The 20570-nt window shown below is 65.9% G+C and carries 17 protein-coding genes; 8 read left to right on the top strand and 9 right to left on the bottom strand.

Features of this window, described 5'->3' with window-relative positions; translation table 11 throughout:
- Nucleotides 1–130 precede the first annotated feature (130 nt).
- The 3 genes from A6723_RS04025 (at nucleotide 131) to A6723_RS04015 (ending at nucleotide 4031) form a co-directional block, all read left to right on the top strand.
- Nucleotides 131–610 (top strand): RNA pyrophosphohydrolase, encoded by a 480-nt coding sequence (locus A6723_RS04025; RefSeq protein ID WP_017520843.1) that lies wholly within the window; start codon nucleotides 131–133, stop codon nucleotides 608–610.
- A 30-nt stretch (nucleotides 611–640) separates the two neighbouring features.
- Entirely contained in the window at nucleotides 641–2920 is a 2280-nt protein-coding gene (gene ptsP / locus A6723_RS04020) for a phosphoenolpyruvate--protein phosphotransferase (RefSeq protein ID WP_024762172.1), read from the top strand.
- Nucleotides 2921–3005: 85 nt separating this feature from the next.
- Complete coding sequence (locus A6723_RS04015; protein WP_054908106.1) at nucleotides 3006–4031, top strand: sensor domain-containing diguanylate cyclase; 1026 nt, start codon at nucleotides 3006–3008, stop codon at nucleotides 4029–4031.
- On the opposite strand, the gene A6723_RS04010 is transcribed toward A6723_RS04015, so the two are convergent.
- The gene (locus A6723_RS04010; RefSeq protein WP_054908105.1) at nucleotides 4028–4774 is read right to left on the bottom strand and encodes an NRDE family protein; all 747 of its coding nucleotides are present in this window, start codon (nucleotides 4772–4774) and stop codon (nucleotides 4028–4030) included. The genes A6723_RS04015 and A6723_RS04010 overlap by 4 nt on opposite strands.
- Nucleotides 4775–4888: 114 nt before the next feature.
- On the opposite strand from A6723_RS04010, the gene A6723_RS04005 reads away from it, so the two are divergent.
- Both A6723_RS04005 and lgt read left to right on the top strand, forming a co-directional pair.
- A complete protein-coding gene (locus tag A6723_RS04005) occupies nucleotides 4889–5671 on the top strand; it encodes a sulfite exporter TauE/SafE family protein (protein ID WP_054908104.1) in 783 nt (260 codons plus the stop codon).
- A gap of 20 nt (nucleotides 5672–5691) precedes the next feature.
- Entirely contained in the window at nucleotides 5692–6492 is an 801-nt protein-coding gene (gene lgt / locus A6723_RS04000; protein WP_054908103.1) for a prolipoprotein diacylglyceryl transferase, read from the top strand.
- Between the two features lie 131 nt (nucleotides 6493–6623).
- Here lgt and A6723_RS03995 read toward each other — a convergent pair whose 3' ends face one another.
- Together A6723_RS03995 and A6723_RS03990 are read right to left on the bottom strand one after the other, a co-directional pair.
- Complete coding sequence (locus A6723_RS03995) at nucleotides 6624–7070, bottom strand: NfeD family protein (protein ID WP_054908102.1); 447 nt, start codon at nucleotides 7068–7070, stop codon at nucleotides 6624–6626.
- Nucleotides 7070–7996, bottom strand: coding sequence for an SPFH domain-containing protein (locus tag A6723_RS03990; RefSeq protein WP_054908101.1), 927 nt, complete (start codon nucleotides 7994–7996; stop codon nucleotides 7070–7072). The genes A6723_RS03995 and A6723_RS03990 overlap by 1 nt, the downstream gene beginning before the upstream one ends.
- A gap of 302 nt (nucleotides 7997–8298) precedes the next feature.
- Here A6723_RS03990 and A6723_RS03985 point away from each other — a divergent pair, with 302 nt between their 5' ends.
- Nucleotides 8299–9522: a glycosyltransferase family 4 protein gene (locus A6723_RS03985; protein ID WP_054908100.1), complete on the top strand. Its 1224-nt coding sequence runs from the start codon at nucleotides 8299–8301 to the stop codon at nucleotides 9520–9522.
- A gap of 22 nt (nucleotides 9523–9544) precedes the next feature.
- On the opposite strand, the gene A6723_RS03980 is transcribed toward A6723_RS03985, so the two are convergent.
- The gene (locus A6723_RS03980) at nucleotides 9545–11329 is read right to left on the bottom strand and encodes a GspE/PulE family protein (RefSeq protein WP_065348183.1); all 1785 of its coding nucleotides are present in this window, start codon (nucleotides 11327–11329) and stop codon (nucleotides 9545–9547) included.
- Nucleotides 11330–11384: 55 nt separating this feature from the next.
- The gene (locus tag A6723_RS03975) at nucleotides 11385–12749 is read right to left on the bottom strand and encodes an inorganic triphosphatase (RefSeq protein ID WP_054908096.1); all 1365 of its coding nucleotides are present in this window, start codon (nucleotides 12747–12749) and stop codon (nucleotides 11385–11387) included.
- Nucleotides 12750–12936: 187 nt separating this feature from the next.
- Here A6723_RS03975 and argE point away from each other — a divergent pair, with 187 nt between their 5' ends.
- A complete protein-coding gene (gene argE / locus A6723_RS03970) occupies nucleotides 12937–14076 on the top strand; it encodes an acetylornithine deacetylase (protein WP_054908095.1) in 1140 nt (379 codons plus the stop codon).
- A 170-nt stretch (nucleotides 14077–14246) separates the two neighbouring features.
- Nucleotides 14247–15545 carry an amino-acid N-acetyltransferase gene (gene argA / locus A6723_RS03965; RefSeq protein WP_024762181.1) on the top strand — a complete coding sequence of 433 codons (1299 nt, stop codon included), beginning with the start codon at nucleotides 14247–14249 and terminating at the stop codon, nucleotides 15543–15545.
- Here argA and A6723_RS03960 read toward each other — a convergent pair whose 3' ends face one another.
- The 4 genes from A6723_RS03960 to A6723_RS03945 form a co-directional block, all read right to left on the bottom strand.
- Entirely contained in the window at nucleotides 15546–15812 is a 267-nt protein-coding gene (locus A6723_RS03960) for a hypothetical protein (protein ID WP_054908094.1), read from the bottom strand. It abuts the gene before it with no gap.
- A 138-nt stretch (nucleotides 15813–15950) separates the two neighbouring features.
- On the bottom strand, nucleotides 15951–17537 hold the full coding sequence (gshA, locus tag A6723_RS03955; protein ID WP_054908093.1) for a glutamate--cysteine ligase: 1587 nt from the start codon (nucleotides 17535–17537) through the stop codon (nucleotides 15951–15953).
- A gap of 166 nt (nucleotides 17538–17703) precedes the next feature.
- A complete protein-coding gene (locus A6723_RS03950; protein ID WP_371914040.1) occupies nucleotides 17704–18066 on the bottom strand; it encodes a PaaI family thioesterase in 363 nt (120 codons plus the stop codon).
- 36 nt (nucleotides 18067–18102) lie between these two features.
- A complete protein-coding gene (locus A6723_RS03945; RefSeq protein ID WP_054908091.1) occupies nucleotides 18103–20442 on the bottom strand; it encodes a Tex family protein in 2340 nt (779 codons plus the stop codon).
- Nucleotides 20443–20570: the final 128 nt, after the last annotated feature.

Genomic DNA, 20570 nt, shown 5'->3' with positions numbered 1-20570 from the left:
TGCCAATACCGAAAAGTCGCCTAGAGTAACGGCTTTTGCCCACCCAGCACAGGACGCCGCAGCCCGCGTTGCCGCTGTCACAAGCTTTGTGGAACAATGCGGGCACACGCGATTTCGAGGATGTACCGCCGTGATCGATCCCGATGGTTTTCGCCCCAATGTCGGCATCATCCTTTGCAACGATGTCGGACAGGTCCTGTGGGCACGGCGCATCAACCAGGAAGCCTGGCAATTTCCCCAGGGTGGCATCAACGCCCGCGAAACCCCTGAGGAAGCGCTGTACCGCGAACTGAACGAAGAAGTCGGCCTGGAAGAGCAGGACGTCAAGATCCTCGCCTGTACCCGGGGCTGGCTGCGTTACCGCCTGCCGCAACGACTGGTGCGTACCAACAGCCAGCCGTTGTGCATCGGGCAGAAACAGAAGTGGTTCCTGCTGCGCCTGACCGGCGAGGAAAGCCGGGTACGCATGGACGTGACCGGCAAGCCCGAATTCGACGGCTGGAAATGGGTGAGCTACTGGTACCCGCTGGGCCAGGTCGTGACCTTCAAACGCGAGGTCTACCGCCGGGCTCTGAAGGAATTGGCACCGCGCCTGCTGGCGCGCGACTAGCACGAAGTTCAAGGAGTTAGACCCCGAGCCATGCTCAACACGCTGCGTAAGATCGTCCAGGAAGTGAACTCCGCCAAGGACCTCAAGGCGGCGCTGGGCATCATCGTGCAGCGCGTGAAGGAGGCGATGGGCACCCAGGTGTGCTCGGTCTACCTGCTGGACCCGGAGAGCAACCGCTTCGTGCTGATGGCCACCGAAGGCCTGAACAAGCGCTCCATCGGCAAGGTCAGCATGGCGCCCAACGAGGGCCTGGTTGGCCTGGTCGGTACCCGCGAGGAGCCGCTGAACCTCGAGAACGCCTCCGAACACCCCCGCTACCGCTACTTCGCCGAGACCGGCGAGGAGCGCTACGCCTCCTTCCTCGGCGCACCGATCATCCACCACCGTCGGGTGATGGGCGTTCTGGTCGTGCAGCAGAAGGAAAAGCGCCAGTTCGACGAAGGCGAGGAAGCCTTCCTCGTCACCATGAGTGCGCAGCTCGCCGGCGTCATCGCCCACGCCGAGGCCACCGGTTCGATCCGCGGCCTGGGCAAGATGGGCAAGGGCATCAGCGAAGCCAAGTTCGTCGGCGTTCCCGGCGCTCCTGGCGTGGCCGTGGGCAAGGCTGTGGTGGTGCTGCCGCCGGCCGACCTGGAAGTCGTCCCGGACAAACCCATCGACGACGTCGAGGCCGAAATCGAGCGCTTCAAGCAGGCGCTGGAGTCGGTCCGCGAAGACATGCGCAACCTCTCCAGCAAGCTCGCCACCCAGCTGCGCAAGGAAGAGCGCGCGCTGTTCGACGTCTACCTGATGATGCTCGACGACGCCTCCATCGGCCTCGAAGTCAAACGCATCATCCGCACCGGCCAATGGGCCCAGGGCGCCCTGCGCCAGGTGGTCATGGAGCACGTGCAGCGCTTCGAGCTGATGGACGACGCCTACCTGCGCGAGCGCGCCTCCGACGTCAAGGACATCGGCCGGCGCATCCTCGCCTACCTGCAGGAAGAGCGTAAGCAGACACTGACCTATCCGGACCAGACCATCATCGTCAGCGAGGAGCTGTCGCCGGCGATGCTCGGCGAAGTGCCCGAGGGCAAGCTGGTGGGTCTGATCTCAGTACTCGGCTCGGGCAACTCCCATGTGGCCATTCTCGCTCGCGCCATGGGTATTCCCACGGTCATGGGCGCGGTCGACCTGCCGTACTCCAAGGTCGACGGCATCGACCTGATTGTCGACGGCTACCACGGCGAGATCTACACCAACCCGTCGCCGCAGCTGGTCAAGCAGTACGGCGAAGTGGTCGCCGAAGAGAAGGAGCTGAGCAAGGGTCTGGCCGCGCTGCGCGAGCTGCCCTGCGAGACGCTGGACGGCCACCGCATGCCGCTGTGGGTCAACACCGGCCTGCTGGCGGACGTGGCGCGCGCCCAGGAGCGCGGCGCAGAAGGCGTCGGCCTGTACCGCACCGAAGTGCCGTTCATGATCAACGACCGCTTCCCCAGCGAGAAGGAGCAGCTCGCCATTTACCGCGAGCAGCTCTCCGCCTTCCACCCGCTGCCGGTGACCATGCGCACCCTGGACATCGGCGGCGACAAGGCGCTGTCCTACTTCCCGATCAAGGAAGACAACCCCTTCCTCGGCTGGCGCGGCATCCGCGTCACCCTCGACCACCCGGAAATCTTCCTGGTGCAGACCCGCGCCATGCTCAAGGCCAGTGAGGGCCTGGACAACCTGCGCATCCTGCTGCCGATGATCTCCGGCACCCATGAGCTGGAAGAGGCGCTGCACCTGATCCACCGCGCCTGGGGCGAAGTGCGCGACGAGGGCGTGGATATTCCCATGCCGCCGATCGGCATGATGATTGAGATTCCAGCTGCGGTGTACCAGATACGTGAGCTGGCGCGTCAGGTGGACTTCGTTTCGGTCGGTTCCAACGACCTGACCCAGTACCTGCTGGCGGTCGACCGCAACAACCCACGGGTTGCCGATCTCTACGACTACCTGCACCCGGCCGTGCTGCAAGCACTGCGGATCGTGGTCAATGGTGCGCACGACGAAGGCAAGCCGGTGAGCATCTGCGGCGAAATGGCCGGCGATCCGGCGGCTGCCGTACTGCTGATGGCCATGGGCTTCGATTCGCTGTCGATGAACGCCACCAACCTGCCGAAGGTGAAATGGCTGCTGCGCCAGATGACCCTGTCCAAGGCCCGCGAGCTGCTCGGCCAACTGATGACCTTCGACAACCCTCAGGTCATCCACAGCTCGCTGCACCTGGCCCTGCGCAATCTCGGCCTGGGCCGCGTGATCAACCCGGCGGCGACCATCCAGGCCTGACGCCAGCGAAAGCCGCCTTCCGGAGCCGTGCATTTCCGGAAGGTCAGACGATGACACGGCCGGCACGCCGGCCAGGACGAAGCTTATGGAAGAGCTCGACGTCACGCCTTGCACGGAGGCCGATAGCAGCGCCCGTACCCTGCGCTATGCCCTGAGCATCGTCAGCGACGGCATCTGGGACTGGGACATCCGCAGCAACCACGTCACCCGCAGCCCGAGCTGGTACGCCATGCTCGGCTACGACCCCGACAGCCTCCCGGAAAACGTCGCTACCTGGCACGAGATCATCCATCCCGAGGATTTCGGCCGGGTCATGTTCGCCTTCGATGCCTACGTGCAGGGTCGCAGCGGCGTCTACCGCGAGGAGTATCGCTGCCGCTGCCTGGACGGCAGCTACCTGTGGGTCAGCGATCACGGGCGCTTCTTCGAGTTCGACGGGGACGGCAAGCCAACGCGGATGATCGGCGCACACCGCAACATCCACGAACGCAAGCTGGCGGAGCTGGCGCTGCAGGACAAGAACCACGAACTGCACCAGCTCAACCTGAGCCTGGAGTTTCTGGTACAGACCCGCACCGAGGCTTTGCGCCAGGCCAACCAGGCACTGGCCGAGCAGGCCGCGGTGGCGCTGCGCCTTTCCGAGATCGACCCGCTGACCCAGATCGCCAACCGGCGGCGCTTCGAGCAACAGTTGCACGCCGAATGGCAGCGCTTGCAGCGCCATGGCCACGGCTGTTCGCTGATGATGTTCGACCTCGACCACTTCAAGCGCATCAACGACAGCCTCGGCCACCAGGCCGGCGATCGCGTGCTCGTCGCGGTCGCCGAGGTGGTACGGCGGCGCCTGCGTGAAGAGGATTGCTTTGCCCGCTGGGGTGGCGAGGAGTTCATCGTGCTGCTGCCCGAGACCGATGCCGAGGCGGCACGGGAGCTGGCCGAGCGCCTGCGCTTGAGCCTGCGCCGGGCGGATGTTTCGTTGCCGACCCAGCTCACCGCCAGCTTCGCCGTGACCCAGATGCAGCCCGGCGAGGACCTGATGGCGATGCTGCGCCGCCTGGATGACGCGCTCTACCGCGCCAAGCGTCAGCGCGACTGTATCGTCGTCTGCTAGACGATGAGGGAAACCTCGCCCAGGCGTGCGCCACTGGGACCAAAGCTGTGTTCGAGCAGCTCGCGACGGCCGTCCGCGTGGACGATCAGCGCGGTGCTGGCACGGGTGCCGTAGTTCGGGCTGGCGATGAACACGCTGGACAGCAGGCGCTCGGTGGCCAGGCCGACGCCGGTATCCGGCAACTCGGCTTCACTGGGCTGGCTATTGTCCGTCAGTAGCGCGACCAGGGAGCCGGTATCAGGCTTCTCCAACGCTGCCTCCAGACCCTCACGCGCGGTAAGAAGCTTGGGCCAGGGCGTGTCCAGCGCTGCATTGGACAGTCCGTGCACCCCCGGAGCCACCGCCACAGGCGGGCCGACGCGGGGATTGAAGTAGCACAGTTGCGCACTGTCGCCGACCAGCAGGTTGAAGCCGCTGTAGTCCGAAGCGCGGCGGGCAACCTGCTGCAGGTATTCCAGCGGCGACTGCCGGCCTTGCAGGAAATCCGCTACCAGCTCGCCACGGGAACGCGGGCCGATCGGCTGGCCGGGATCGCGCACGTTGGTCAGGGCGGCGAATCGCCCACCCGCGGCCACTCCCATCCAGGTGCCGCCGGCCTCCAGGTCGCGGCCGGCATATATGCCGGGATACTCCTCCCAGGCCGCCAGCGGCAGGGTCGGGCGGGCATAGAATTCATCGCGGTTGGCCGCGACGATCAGGGGCGTGGCGTGCTCGGGGCGCCAGGCGAAGACGATCAGGCACATGGGTCGAACTCCGTAGTGTGCCGGCAGTCTATCAACATCCGCCGATGTCCCGGAGTGGCTGGAGCGCCCTGGAGCCTTCGGCTACCATGCCCGCTTTGTTGCCCGAGGTTGCCCATGGAGTTCGTGCTCTACCTGGTGCTTGGCGCCTGTGCTGGCGTGCTCGCCGGCCTGTTCGGCGTCGGCGGTGGGTTGATCATCGTTCCGGCCCTGGTGTTCAGCTTCACTGCCCACGGCTTCTCGCCCGATGTGCTGACCCAGATGGCGGTCGGGACTTCGCTGGCGACCATCATCTTCACGTCGATCAATTCGATTCTCGAACACCACCGCCGTGGCGCCGTGCGCTGGCGGGTGTTCGCCTGGATGACCGTCGGTATCCTGGTCGGCAGCGCGCTGGGCGCGTTGACCGCGTCGAAGATCCAGGGGCCGGTGCTGCAGAAGATCATCGGTACCTTCGCCATCCTGGTGTCGATCCAGATGGCCCTCGGGCTCCAGCCCAAGGGCGAGCGCGACCTGCCGGGCCGCTTCGGCCTTGGCGTGGCGGGCGGCGTGGTGGGCTGGGCTTCGGCGATCTTCGGCATCGGCGGCGGTTCGCTGACTGTGCCGTTTCTGTCCTGGCGTGGCGTCTCCATGCAACAGGCGGTTGCGACTTCTTCGGCGTGCGGCCTGCCGATCGCCATCGCTGGCGCGATATCCTTCATCGCCGTCGGCTGGCACAACGACAAGCTGCCGGAGCTGAGCCTGGGCTTCGTCTACCTGCCGGCGCTGCTGGGCATCGCCGTTACCAGTATGTTCTTTGCCCGCATCGGGGCGCGGCTGGCGCATCGCCTGCCGGCCAAGGTCCTGAAGCGTTTGTTTGCCCTGCTGCTGTTCAGCGTGGGTTTGAGTTTTCTGATCTGAGTTCCTGCTAGGAGAAGCGGATGCTGCCTTATCCACAGATCGACCCGGTTGCCGTAGCGCTCGGGCCGCTGAAAATCCACTGGTACGGCCTGATGTACCTGATCGGCATCGGCGGCGCCTGGCTGCTGGCCTCGCGCAAACTGAAGGAGTTCGACCCGACCTGGACCAAGGAGAAGCTCTCCGACCTGGTGTTCTGGGTGGCGTGCGGCGTGGTCCTGGGCGGTCGCCTGGGCTACGTGCTGTTCTACAACCTGGACGAGTACATCGCCAACCCGACGCTGATCTTCGAGGTGTGGAAGGGCGGCATGTCGTTCCACGGCGGGCTGATCGGCGTGATGCTGGCCACCTGGTGGTTCGGCAAGCGCAACAACAAGAGCTTCTTCCAGCTGATGGACCTGATCGCGCCGCTGGTGCCGATCGGCCTGGGCGCCGGGCGCATCGGCAACTTCATCAACGGCGAGCTGTGGGGCAAGGTGACCGACGTGCCCTGGGCGATGGTCTTCCCCACCGGCGGCCCGGAACCGCGCCACCCGTCGCAGCTGTACCAGTTCGCGCTGGAAGGCGTGGCGTTGTTCGTCGTGCTCTGGCTGTTCACCCGCAAGCCGCGCCCGACTGCCTCGGTGTCTGGCCTGTTCGTGCTGTGCTACGGCATCTTCCGCTTCATCGTCGAGTTCGTCCGCGTGCCGGATGCCCAGTTGGGCTACCTGGCGTGGGGCTGGCTGACCATGGGCCAGGTGCTGTGCGTACCGATGGTCCTGGGCGGCATCGCGCTGATGGTCTGGGCCTATCGCCGCGCCCCGGCGCAGCCGGCCGCGAGCTGAGCATTGCCTGAATGAAAAAGCCCGCCGATTGGCGGGCTTTTTCATTGGGCTTTGTAGGAGCGAGCTTGCTCGCGAACAGACTCCGCTGCGGGGTTTGGTTCGCGAGCAAGCTCGCTCCTACAGGCACTGGCTCAGACGGGTTCCACCAGCAACAGAACACCATCCTGCCCAGTCACGCGCACCTGCGCGCCAACGGGCAGGTCCGGTCCGCTGACCAGCCAGACGCTGTCGCCGACGCGGACCTTGCCGCGCCCGCCGACGATGGCGTCATGCAGGGCGAACTGTCGGCCCACCAGTTCGCTGCCGCGACGGTTCAGGCTGGACGGTTCGGCCGTGCGCTTGTTGATGCGCTGGTGGTTCCACCAGTACAGCGCGGTGAGGATCGCCAGCACGCCGAAAGCCAGGCACTGCCAGACCCAGTCGAGCCCCGGTACAAGGAAGGACAGTACGCCGGTGAGCGCGGCGGCGATGCCGATCCACAGCAGGTAGCCGCCGGCGCCGAAGATTTCCAGGATCAGCAGGACGATGCCCAGGCCCAGCCAGTCCCAGAAACCGAGGTTCTGGAGAAAGGCGGCCATCAGCTACGGCCCTTGGTGTCGCCGAAGGTGGCCTTGACGATCTCGCCGATGCCGGCGACCGAGCCGATCACCTGGCTGGCTTCCAGCGGCATCAGCACGATCTTGCTGTTGTTCGAGCTGGCCAGCTTGCCCAGTGCGTCGACGTACTTCTGCGCGACGAAGTAGTTGATCGCCTGCACGTTGCCGGTGGCGATGGCCTCGGAAACCACCTGGGTCGCCTTGGCTTCGGCCTCGGCCTGGCGCTCGCGGGCCTCGGCTTCGAGGAAGGCAGCCTGGCGCTGGCCTTCGGCCTTGAGGATCTGTGCCTGCTTCTCACCTTCGGCGGTAAGAATGTCGGCGGCGCGCTTGCCTTCGGCTTCGAGAATCTGTGCGCGCTTGAGGCGCTCGGCACGCATCTGCCCGCTCATCGCTTCCACCAGGTCGGCCGGCGGGCTGATGTCCTTGATCTCGATACGGGTGACTTTCAGGCCCCAGGGCGCGGTGGCTTCATCGACGGTGCGCAGCAGGCGCTCGTTGATCGAGTCGCGCTGGCTGAGCATATGGTCCAGCTCCATGGAGCCGAGCACGGTGCGGATGTTGGTCATCACCAGGTTGCGCACGGCGTTTTCCAGCCCGCTGACCTCATAAGCGGCGCGTGCCGCGTCCACGACCTGGTAGAAGCACACCGCGTCGATCTCGACGATGGCGTTGTCGGCGCTGATCGCTTCCTGCGGCGGGATGTCCAGCACGCGTTCCATCATGTTGATCTTCTGGCCGACGCGATCCACCACCGGAATGATGATGCTCAGGCCCGGCTTGAGCGTGACGGTATAGCGACCGAAGCGCTCGATGGTCCATTCGAAGCCCTGGGGAACGACCTTGAACCCCATGAGGACGATGACGATGGCGAGGATGACGAAGAGCAGGGCAACACTGCCGATTTCCATGTGAAGAACTCCTTGTGGTGCAAGACGGACGGGTTTGCTGCAGGGCATCAGTATAAGGCTGCAGAGCCGGCCGACTGGATAAGCATAGTTCCCGCAACTTCCCGGGATTTCGCCAGTGAGAGGGAGCATTAAGAAATATCCGTGCTCCTGCTTCCAGACTTCTGATTGAGCGCGGCGGCACGGACAGCGGACTCTGCACACCCTTCGGATCATCCTACCAGCGCGGAGGTTGGTCCCGCCCGGCTCCATCGCAATCTATCCATCGATGCGCGGCGTGCGGGACTCATGGAGCAGGTGTTGTCGTGAAATTGTTGCTCATCCACCAGAACTTTCCTGGCCAGTTCCTCCACCTGGCACATGGTCTGCTCAAGGACAGTCGCTGCCAGCTGCTGGCTATTGCCCGTGATACGGCACGGGGTGTGCCGGGGGTACGTACGCTGCGCTACAGCCCCAGCCGGGCGGTTTCCCCGCAGATCCACCACTATCTGTATACCGTCGAGGATGCCGTCCTGCATGGTCAGCAGGTAGCCAGGCTGTTGCTGCAACTGCGCGGCACTGGCTATCGCCCGGACGTGATCCTGGCGCACCCGGGCTGGGGAGAAACCTTGTATGCCAAGGACGTCTACCCGGATGTTCCGCTGGTGCACTTCTGCGAGTACTACGGCGCCATGGAAGGGGCGGATATCAACTTCGACCCGGAGTTTCCGTCGAGTTTCGACAAGTGTGCTCGCAGCCGGACGCGCAATGCCCTGCACCTGCTGAACCTGGAGCATTGCGACCTGGGCATCAGTCCCACCCCGTGGCAGCGCGGCCTGCATCCGCTGGCATACCGGGAGAAAATCCAGGTGGCTCACGAAGGTATTCCCCTCGATATGCTGCGCCCGGACCCGCGAGGTTCCTTGCGCCTACCCTCCGGGCAGGTGCTCAGGGCTGGCGATCCCGTGGTGACTTACGTGGCCCGCAATCTGGAACCCTATCGGGGCTTCCACATCTTCATGCGCGCGTTGCCGCAGATTCTCGACCGCCACCCGCGGGCACAGGTCCTGATACTGGGGGGCGACGAGGTGAGCTACGGAATGCCTCCCCAGGGGGCGCCCAACTGGCGCACGCGCATGCTCGAGGAGGTGAGGCTGGACCGCTCACGCGTGCACTTCCTTGGCAAGGTTCCCTATGCCACCTATGTGAAAGCGCTGCAGGTTTCCTGTGCACACGTCTACCTGACCTACCCCTTCGTCCTGTCGTGGTCGATGCTCGAGGCCATGGCGTGCGGCTGCCTGCTGGTCGCTTCCGACACGGCACCGGTCCGCGAGGTGGTTCGCGATCGCGAGAATGGCTATCTGGTGGACTTCTTCGCCGTCGACGACCTGGCCGAGCGAGTGCTCGAGGTCCTGCACAATCCGTCGGCGCATGCCGGCTTGCGCCAGATGGCCCGTCTCACTGCGCAGCGCTTTGACACCCGCAGCGGGGTCAGCGCCTATCGTCGTCTGCTGGAGATGGCCATGGACCCTGCGCGGGCTCAAGGCTGAGGCTGGGTGGCGTCCAGAGGGGCTATTTCTGCTCGCTCTGCGGGGTCACCCGCATGACTTCCTCGATGGTCGTCAGGCCCGCCGCAACCTTCTGCGCGCCGGACAGCCGCAGGCTGCGCATGCCTTCCTTGAAGGCCTGGCGGCGCAGCGGGATGAGGTCGGTGTCAGCGGTGATCAGCTCCTTCAGCGACTCCGTCAGCAGCATGATCTCGTACACGCCGGCGCGTCCGCGGTAGCCGGTGTCGCGGCATTCCAGGCAGCCGACGGCCTGCTGCGCACCGGTGGGCAGCGGAGCGTTCCACGGGCGGGTGACTTCCTGCCAGTCTTCCTCGTGCAGCTCCATCGGCGCCTTGCAGTGCGGGCAGAGCGTGCGCACCAGGCGCTGGGCCATGACGCCGAGCACGGTGGCGCGGATCAGGTAGTAGGGCACGCCCAGTTCCAGCAGGCGGGTGATGGCGGTGGGCGAGTCGTTGGTGTGCAGCGTGGAGAGCACCAGGTGGCCGGTGAGCGCCGCCTGGATCGCCATCTCGGCGGTCTCCAGGTCGCGGATCTCGCCGACCATGATGATGTCCGGGTCCTGCCGCAGCAGGGCGCGCACGCCGCTGGCGAAGGTCAGGTCGATGTTGTGCTGCACCTGCATCTGGTTGAACGAGGGCTCGATCATCTCGATCGGGTCCTCGATGGTGCAGAGGTTCACTTCATCCGTGGCAAGCTGCTTGAGCGTGGTGTAGAGCGTGGTGGTCTTGCCCGAACCGGTGGGCCCGGTGACCAGGATGATGCCATTGGGCTGGCTGGTCATGCTCTCCCAGCGGCGCAGGTCGTCGGGGGAGAAGCCGAGCTGATCGAAGCTCTTGAGCAGCACCTCGGGGTCGAAGATCCGCATCACCATCTTCTCGCCGAAGGCCGTGGGCAGCGTCGACAGGCGCAGCTCCACCTCGGCGCCTTCCGGCGTCTTGGTCTTCACCCGGCCGTCCTGCGGCTTGCGCTTCTCGGCGACGTTCATGCGCCCCAGGGACTTCAGGCGGCTGACCACCGCCATGCTGACCTGCGGTGGGAACTGGTAGACGTTGTGCAGTACGCCGTCGATGCGGAAGCGCACTGTGCCCTGCTCGCGCCGCGGTTCGATATGGATATCGCTGGCGCGCTGCTGGAAGGCGTACTGGAACAGCCAGTCGACGATGGTGACGATGTGCGCGTCGTTGGCATCGGGCTCCTGGTCGCTCGCGCCCAGGTTGAGCAACTGTTCGAAGTTGCCGACCCCGCTGATCTTCTGGTCCGCCGAGCTGGCGCCGGTCACGGACTTGGCGAGGCGGTAGAACTCGACGGTGAAGCGCTGGATGTCCGCGGGGTTGGCCACCACGCGTTTGATCGGGCGCTTGAGGACGTGGGTGAGGTTGCTCTCCCAGGCGTGCACGAAGGGCTGTGCGCTGGCGATGGTGACTTCGTCCGGCGCTACTGCGACCGCGAGGATATGGTGGCGCTGGGCGAAGGCGTACGACATCAGCGGCGTGACCGCCGCGACATCGATCTTCAGCGGGTCGATACGCAGGTAGGGCTGCCCGGAGAAGTCCGCCAGCCACCTCACCAGCGCATCCAGGTCCAGCTTGCGCCCCGGCCGCTGACGATCCTCGACCTGCTGCGCGGCGAGGAACTCCAGTGGGTGCTGCTGGTTCTTCACCGCACTGCGGCGGATCGCCAGGCACTGTTCGGCGTCATCCTGGGCGACCCGGCCCTGGGTGACCAGCTCGCGCAGGATGTCGCCCAGGTCGAGCGGACGATCCTGGGCGGAAGGGGCAAAGACGGACATGCAGACTCCCTACTTCAATGGCGGGTCGACAGGCCCGCGACGTCGCCGGGCCAGCTTATTTCAAAAGCGCCTTCCACGGCTTGAGGGTCAGCACAGTATGGGCCTGGGCCGCGAGGGCATCCAGGCGCCCCTCGGCGTCGGGAGTGGCGAGCAGCTCCTGCAGCTTGGCCAGTTCGCCGTAGAGGCGATCGGTTTCCGGCAGCTCCAGCACGCTGCGCGCCAGGCGCAGCCAGACCAGCATGCGCTGCAGGCGCGGCAGCTGGTCGGCGAGTACCTCGGGCAAATGCTGGGCGCGTTGCAGTGGCATGGCCTGGGCTTCTTCGGCCAGGGTGCGCTGCAGCCACTTGCCGACGGCGGAGCCGCCCAGGCGATTGGCGCGGTCGTTGCGCTCGGTGGTCCAGGCCTTGCCCAGCAGCCAGCGAGAGGCGCTCAGGGAGAACTGACCCCAGCGCACATTCGCCAGTTCCTCGCGGAAGACTGCCGGCATCTGTTGGCGCACGGCTTCGTCGTGGCGGCCCTGCTCGAGGCGCGGCTGCCAGTCGGCGATCAGCGCGTCGAGAGCAGTACGCAGTTCGCGAGTGGTGGCGCGCGGTACGGCCTGGCCAAGACTGCCGAGCAGGGAGCGCAGGTCGACCAGTTGCTGCAGCCAGCTTTCCAGCAGGCTCCAGTGGCCATTGAAGCGATATTGCTCGGCCAGGCGCTGGCTGCTGCCCAACAGCGACCAGGACAGCGCGGCGAAGGCGCCGTCCAGCGGGGTTTCATGCAGCAGCTTCTGGGTATCGGGTTGCACGCTGTAGCTGGCCGGGTCGAACAGGCGGTAGCCGCGCTCGGCCTTGCTGATGTCGCAGGGCATCAGCGCGAGGTCGGCGGCCAGTTCGATGGCCAGGTCCAGCAGCGCTTCGGGCTCGCCCTGGCGCAGTTCCAGCTCCAGTTCGCAGATTTCCTCTTCCTGCTTGCCGGCGACGACCTTGCCCAGGTCCAGCGCGGCCTCGATCACCACCTTGGCTTTGCCGCGGCCCCAGGCGATCTCGGCGCGCTGGCGGGTGAAGTCGGTGCTGAAGATCGGCTTCAGGGTCTTCTTGTCCAGGTCCGCCAGGGCGGCTGGCCAGCACTGGTCGTCAAGCTTCTTGATATCAAGCTTGTTCTTCTCCAGGTACCAGTCCCATTCGTTACGCTCGGACAGGCCGGCGATGCTCTGGCCGCGGGTCTTCAGGGTCTGGATGAACTGCTCGCCGTCCTTGCGCATGCGCAGCGCCACGCGGGCGCGGGCCAGGTCGCGGCCCGGGGTGTCGTAGTACTGGTTGAACAGCTCGCGGGGCTCCCAGCCGGATTTGTTGCGCTTCTTCAGTGCGGGATGCTCGCGCAGGGCTTCGAGGGTCTCGCGGCTGGCGCGCAGTTTGATTTCGGTTTCTTTCTGCATGGCGGGGGTCCGGGTCAGAGCGGCCGCGCCCGGATTCCCGACCTGCTGTAGGAAGGACGGAACGACGGGCGCGAAAAAGACTTCAAAGTCATGCAGTCTACAGGACTTCGGCATTCCTGCCGGGCGCCGCGAGGTTTTACCGTAGCGTGGCATGGTCCATAGTGGGAACACATCTTCGGAGGACGCCATGCCGTTGCCGCCCCTGAAACAACGCTTTGCCGAGCTGATCGCGGTTCCTTCCGTCAGCTGTACCCAGCCCGCGCTGGACCAGTCCAATCGCCCGGTGGTCGAGTTGCTCGGCAACTGGCTGGTGGACCTGGGATTCGCCTGCGAGATGCAGCCGGTGTCACCGGGCAAGTTCAACCTGATCGCGACCCTGGGCAGCGGCCCCGGCGGGCTGGTGCTGGCCGGGCACACCGATACCGTGCCCTATGACGAGGCCCTGTGGAAAAGCGACCCGCTGGGCCTGGATGAACGCGACGGGCGCTGGTTCGGCCTGGGCGCCTGCGACATGAAGGGCTTCTTCGCCCTGGTCATCGAAGCGCTGTTGCCGCTGCTGGAGCAGCCGTTCAGGCAGCCGCTGATCATCCTCGCCACCTGTGACGAGGAAAGCTCCATGGCCGGTGCCCGTGCGCTGGCCGACGCGGGGCGGCCGTTGGGGCGCGCCGCGGTGATCGGCGAGCCGACCAACCTCAAGCCGATCCGCCTGCACAAGGGTGTGATGATGGAGCGCATCGACATTCTCGGGCAGAGCGGCCATTCCTCCGACCCGAGCCTGGGACGCAGTGCGCTGGAGGCGATGCAGGCAGTGATGGGCGAGTTACAGAGCCTGCGCAGCCAGTGGCAGCAGGAGTTCAACAACCCGCAGTTCAGCGTGCCGCAGCCGACGCTCAACCTGGGCTGCATCCACGGCGGCGACAACCCCAACCGCATCTGCGGCCAGTGCGCCCTGGAATTCGACCTGCGCCCGCTGCCGGGAATGGCCCCGGAAGCCCTGCGCCAGAGCATTCGCGAGCGGCTGCAGCCGGTTGCCGAGCGCCACGCCGTGAAAATCGATTACGCACCGCTTTTCCCTGCCGTGCCGCCCTTCGAGGAGCCGGCGCAGAGTGAGCTGGTGCGACTCGCCGAAAGTCTGACCGGGCACACGGCGGAAGCGGTAGCCTTTGGCACCGAAGCACCGTATCTTCAGCAGCTCGGCTGCCAGACCCTGGTGCTGGGCCCCGGCGACATCGCCTGCGCCCACCAGCCCGATGAACACCTTGAACTGGACCGCATCGAGCCGACCGTAGCGTTGCTACGCGGATTGATCCGTCATTACTGTCTATAGAGAGCCCTGCATAGGCAGTTGCCTGTAGAGCGCCCGGAAAGCGGGCCCAACGTACCCAAGAGGAGAAACCTGTCGATGTTCCTGCGACGACGATAACCGCGCCGCCACTGGCCGCCTTTCGGCCGCATCCGACAGATTTCCGCCCACTCGAACGACAGGCTTTTCAAGCAATGCACGACTACGTCAACTGGCTGCGCCACGCCTCGCCCTACATCAACTCGCACCGGGACTGCACCTTCGTGGTGATGCTCCCCGGCGAGGGCGTCGAAGACCCCAATTTCGGCAATATCGTCCACGACCTGGTGCTGCTGCACAGCCTGGGTGTACGCCTGGTGCTGGTGCACGGCTCGCGTCCGCAGATCGAGGCGCGTCTGGCCCAGCACGGGCTGGCGCCGCGCTTCCATCGCGGCCTGCGGGTGACCGATGCGCCGACCCTGGGCTGCGTGATCGACGCGGTGGGCAGCCTGCGCATCACCATCGAGGCACGCTTGTCGATGGATATGGCCGCCTCGCCCATGCAGGGCTCGCGCATGCGCGTGACCTCGGGCAACTTCGTCACCGCACGGCCGATCGGCGTGGTCGATGGCATCGACTACCACCACACCGGCGAAGTCCGCCGGATCGACCGCAAGGGCATCAATCGCCAGCTCGACGAGCGCAGCATCGTACTGCTCTCGCCGCTGGGTTACTCACCCACCGGGGAAATCTTCAACCTCGCCTGCGAGGACGTGGCCATGCGCGCGGCCATCGACCTGGGCGCGGACAAACTGATTCTCTATGGGGCCGAGCGCGGCCTGATGGATGAGGCCGGCAAGCTGGTGCGCGAGTTGCGCCCGCAGCAGGTGCCTGCGCACCTGGAACGCCTCGGGTCGAGTTATCAGGGCGAGTTGCTCGATGCCGCCGCCCAGGCCTGCCGCGCAGGTGTGCGGCGCAGCCATATTGTCAGCTACACCGAGGATGGCTCGTTGCTGTCCGAGCTGTTCACCCGCACTGGCAATGGCACCCTGGTGGCGCAGGAACAGTTCGAACAACTGCGCGAAGCGGGCATCGAGGACGTGGGTGGATTGCTGGAGCTGATCCGTCCGCTGGAAGAGCAGGGCATCCTGGTACGTCGCTCCCGCGAGGTACTGGAGCGCGAGATCGAGCAGTTCAGCATCGTCGAGCGCGAAGGGCTGATCATCGCCTGCGCGGCGCTCTATCCCATTGCCGATTCCGACGCGGGCGAGCTGGCATGCCTGGCGGTGAATCCGGAGTACCGCCACGGCGGACGCGGCGACGACCTGCTGGAGCGCATCGAACAGCGCGCGCGCAACCTGGGACTGAAAACCCTTTATGTGCTCACCACCCGCACGGCCCACTGGTTCCGTGAGCGCGGCTTCCAGCCCAGCAGCGTGGAGCGCCTGCCGGCGGCGCGGGCGTCGCTGTACAACTACCAGCGCAATTCCCAGGTGTTCGAGAAGACGCTCTGATCAGATCCGCTCGTTGCCGGACACCGAATGCCTGATCTGCACGCTCAGTCGTGACGTCGGGCCTGGCTCTGCGCCGGGCCCGGCCTGTTCCTTCTGCTGCCGCTGGCGCAGTCGCTCACCGCCGTCGCGCCAGCCGGCTTCCCAGCTGGCCGCCAGAATGTCATGCAGCGGACAGCGCGGGGCGCGGCCGAGCAGCGCTTCCAGGTAGCCTTGCCGGTAGGCGACTTCCAGCTGGTGGAGTGTCCAGGAGGGGGAGTGGGGGGACATGCGCGCGTTCCTGCGAGGTCTTGCGCGGATCGCGCCGGCCGGGCCGGGGCGATCCGCAGGGAGGGAGGATTCTCCCCCCGCCCTCGCAGGTTGCCGATCAGAACTCTATGAGCCGCGTGTCAGCGATTTCTTGCACCGTCAGACGCTGAGCAGGCCCAGGATGCTCGCCTGATACGCGGCGACGAAGGTGTCGAAATCGCCTTCGGGCTGCTTCTCCAGCTCCGCCTGTTCGGCCAGGGATTCGCTGGCCATGCTCTCGAAGCGCGCCTGCTCCTCGGCCGACAGCGGTTCACCCTGCAGGGTGGCGGCATGCTGGCGGCTGTAGCGCAGGGCGAAGGCCTCGAAGCTCTCGCCGCGTTCGCGCATCTCCGCCAGGACCTTCGCCGACGGCGTCAGGCTGGCGTCGGCAACCTTGGCGCGCTGCTCGGCCAGGCTCTGCGCGTGCAGGCCCGTGCCGTTGGCGCGGTCGAGCAGTTCGATGATCGGTGCGATGCCGTCGAGCAGGGCGTTCGCCCAGTCCTTCATCTCAAGCTGCTGGCCACCGCGCTCCAGCTTCAGGCCGGGGCGACGACCTTCCTTGACCACCTTGAGGAAGTTGCTGGTGGCCGCGCCGCACTCGCAACCGCCCAGCGGCGGGCTGTCGGACAGCGCGCAGTAGAGCAGGAAGGCGTCGAGGAAGCGCGCTTCGGTGACGTCGATGCCCAGCGGCAGGAAGGGGTTGATGTCCAGACAGCGCGCCTCGACGTACTGCACGCCACGGGCCATCAGCGCCTGGATCGGGCGCTCGCCGGTGTAGGTGACGCGTTTCGGGCGGATGCTCGAGTAGTACTCGTTCTCGATCTGCAGGATGTTGGTGTTGAGCTGCACCCACTCGCCATCGACCTTGGTGCCGACCTTCTCGTACGGCGCGTATGGCGTGCTCACCGCGCGGCGCAGGCTGTCGATGTAGCTGTCCAGGTCGTTGTAGCAGGGCGTCAGGCCGGCCTGGGCGTTGTTCTGGTAGCCCAGGTCGCTCATGCGCAGGCTGGTGGCGTAGGGCAGGTAGAGCGTGTGCTCGTCGAAGGCCTCCAGGCCGTGCGGGCGGCCGCGCAGGAAGCCGGCGTCCAGCGCCGGAGAGGCGCCGAACAGGTACATCAGCAGCCAGCTGTAGCGGCGGAAGTTGCGGATCATCGCGATGTAGCGATGCGACTGGAAGTCCCGCGCGCTCTTCTCGCTGCCTTCGTCCTGGCGCAGCAGCTCCCAGATGCCCTCGGGCAGGGAGAAGTTGTAATGGATGCCGGCGATGCACTGCATGGTCTTGCCGTAACGCAGGGCCAGGCCCTTGCGGTAGACGTACTTCAGGCGGCCGATGTGCGAGCTGCCGTAGCGGGCGATCGGGATGGTCTCTTCATCCGGCAGCTCGCAGGGCATGGATGGGCTCCACAGGTATTCGCCGTCGAGCTTGCCGCTGGCGAATCGGTGGATTTCTCCCAGTTCGTCCAGGGTCTTTTCGACGCTGGTGGAGGTCGGCGTGATGAACTCCAGCAGCGACTCGGAGTAGTCGGTGGTGATCTGCGGGTTGGTCAACGCCGAGCCCAGGGCGCGCGGATGCGGGGTCAGGGCAAGCTTGCCGCGCTCGTCGACGCGCAGGCATTCGCGCTCGATACCGTGCAGGCACTGGGTGAGCAGGGACAGGTTGGCGGCATCGCCCAGCAGGGCCAGGCGGCGGGAAAGTTGGTCGCTCAAGTTGGAAGTCCTTCACACGGCAATCGCCCCACTATGGGGGTGGACTGGGCGGTCTACAAGGGGAGAACACAACCGGCGTGGTCGCCTGGCTTCATCGAGGCGCTGTGCCGGCGCCCGCAAATCCGGGGCTCCGGCGTACAGCATAGGTCAGTTGTCGCGGCGCGAATTACAGCTGGGCGAAGGTGCCTTGTCCCTTGGCGACCAGCTTGTCGCCCTGGTGGATGTCGGCTTCCACTACCAGCGTGCGTCGCCCGGCATGCAGGACCTTCGCCACACAGCGCACTTCGCCCTCGGCGACCGCGCGGATGTAGTTGATCTTGCATTCCAGGGTGACGCTCTGTCGGTCGAAACCATGGACGCTGGAGCAGGCCAGGCCCATGGTCATGTCCATCAGCGTGAAGAGTGCGCCGCCGTGCATGACGTTGCCGCGATTGCGCAGGTGCTCGGCCATCGGCAGCAGCACCTCGGCTTCGCCGTCGGCGACACGGATCGGCTGTACGCCAAGGGTGTCGCTGAAGCGGCTGATCATCAGCTCGCGGGCGGGCATCTCGCTCATGGACCTTCCTTACTTCTTCTTCAGTTGCTTGGCGTTGGCGAACAGCGAGGCCATGGCATTGTTCGCCGGGGCCTTCTCCTGCTGGCGCGGAGCGCTGCGCTCGCCACGCGGCGCGCCGTTGCCGGGCCGGCCGCCGCCACGCGGGCCGTCGACCTTCTCGCCGGGGGTGTCGCTCATGCGCATGGACAGGCCGACGCGGTTGCGCGGGATGTCCACTTCCATGACCTTGACCTTGACGATGTCACCGGCCTTGACCACTTCGTACGGGTCCTTGACGAACTTCTCCGACAGCGCGGAGATGTGCACCAGGCCGTCCTGGTGGACGCCGATGTCGACGAAGGCGCCGAAGTTGGTGACGTTGGTCACCACGCCTTCGAGCACCATGCCGGGGGTGAGGTCCTTCAGGCTCTCGACGCCTTCCTGGAACTCGGCGGTCTTGAACTCCGGGCGCGGGTCGCGGCCGGGCTTGTCGAGTTCCTTGAGGATGTCGGTGACGGTGGGCAGGCCGAACTGCTCGTCGGTGAACTTCTTCGGGTCCAGGCGCTTGAGGAAGCCCGAGTCGCCGATCAGCGAGCGCACGTCGCGGCCGGTGTCGGCGGCGATGCGCTGTACCAGCGGGTAGGTTTCCGGGTGCACGGCGGACGCATCCAGCGGGTTGTCGCCGTTCATCACGCGGAGGAAGCCTGCGGCCTGCTCGAAGGTCTTCTCGCCCAGGCGGCTGACTTTCTTCAGCTCGTCGCGGGTCTTGAAGGCGCCGTTGGCATCGCGGTGCGAGACGATGTTCTGCGCCAGGGTGCTGTTCAGGCCGGAGATGCGCGCCAGCAGGGCGGCGGAAGCGGTGTTGACGTCCACGCCGACGGCGTTCACGCAGTCTTCCACCACCGCGTCCAGGCTGCGTGCGAGCTGCAGTTGGGAGACGTCGTGCTGGTACTGGCCGACGCCAATGGACTTCGGTTCGATCTTCACCAACTCGGCCAGCGGGTCCTGCAGGCGGCGTGCGATGGAGACGGCGCCGCGCAGCGATACGTCCAGCTCCGGGAATTCCCTGGCGGCCAGCTCGGACGCCGAGTACACCGAAGCGCCGGCCTCGCTGACCATGATCTTGGTGCACTTGAGGGCTGGGTATTTCTTGATCAATTCGGCGGCCAGCTTGTCGGTTTCGCGGCTGGCAGTGCCGTTGCCAATGGCGATCAGCTCCACCTGGTGCTTGGCGCACAGTGCGGCGAGCACGGCGATGGTCTGGTCCCACTGGTTCTTCGGCACGTGCGGGTAGACGGTGGCGGTGTCCAGCAGCTTGCCGGTGGCATCGACCACGGCGACCTTCACGCCGGTGCGCAGGCCCGGGTCCAGGCCCAGGGTGGCGCGCGGGCCGGCCGGGGCGGCCAGCAGCAGGTCGTGCAGGTTGCGGGCGAAGACGTTGATCGCCTCGAGGTCGGCGCCTTCGCGCAGCTCGCCCAGCAGGTCGGTTTCCAGGTGGGTGTAGAGCTTGACCTTCCAGGTCCAGCGCACCACTTCGGAGAGCCACTTGTCTGCTGCGCGGCCCTGGTTGGCGATGCCGAAGCGCTCGCCAATCATGATCTCGCAAGGGTGGGAGGTGCCCGGCAGCTCTTCGCCGACCTTCAGGGCGACGCTGAGGATGCCCTCGTTGCGGCCACGGAAGATCGCCAGTGCACGGTGCGACGGGGCGTTCTTCAGCGGTTCGTCGTGCTCGAAGTAGTCGCTGAACTTGGCGCCTTCGGTTTCCTTGCCCGGCACCATGCGCGCGGTCAGGGTGGCGTTGTCCTTGAGGAAGCTGCGCAGGCGGTCGAGCAGCGTGGCGTCCTCGGCGAAGCGTTCCATAAGGATGTACTTGGCGCCCTCGAGCACGGCCTTGGTGTCGGCGAAGCCCTTCTCGGCATCGACGAAGCGCGCGGCCTCGGTTTCCGGGGTCAGGCTCGGGTCGGCGAACAGCGCGTCGGCCAGTTCGCCCAGGCCGGCTTCCAGGGCGATCTGGCCCTTGGTGCGGCGCTTCTGCTTATAGGGCAGGTAGAGGTCTTCGAGGCGGGTCTTGGTGTCGGCCAGGTTGATCTCACGGGCCAGTTCCGGGGTCAGCTTGCCCTGTTCCTCGATGCTGGCGAGAATCGCGCCACGGCGCTCGTCCAGTTCGCGCAGGTAGCGCAGGCGCTCTTCGAGCATGCGCAGCTGGGTGTCATCCAGGCTGCCGGTGACTTCTTTCCGGTAGCGGGCGATGAAGGGGACGGTGGAGCCTTCGTCGAGCAGGGCGACGGCAGCGGCGACTTGCTGCGGTTGAACGCGGCCGGAGGGCAGTGCGGAAAGCTCTTCGGCGATACGGGTGTTGATGCTGTCCATGAATCCACCTGACAAAACAATCGAATTACGGGACGTCAGGACCGGGGTTCCCGGCCTCACGACAGGCTCTGTGACAACGCCCCGCCGCAAAAGCGCCGCATTATACCCACGACAATTTCACCGGGTGG

Source organism: Pseudomonas sp. AU11447 (assembly GCF_001672555.2).
In the GTDB taxonomy this organism is placed as follows: Bacteria; Pseudomonadota; Gammaproteobacteria; order Pseudomonadales; family Pseudomonadaceae; genus Pseudomonas; species Pseudomonas nitroreducens.
The sequence above is the reverse complement of the archived record's forward strand: the minus strand, read 5'-3'. Positions and strand labels throughout refer to the sequence as shown.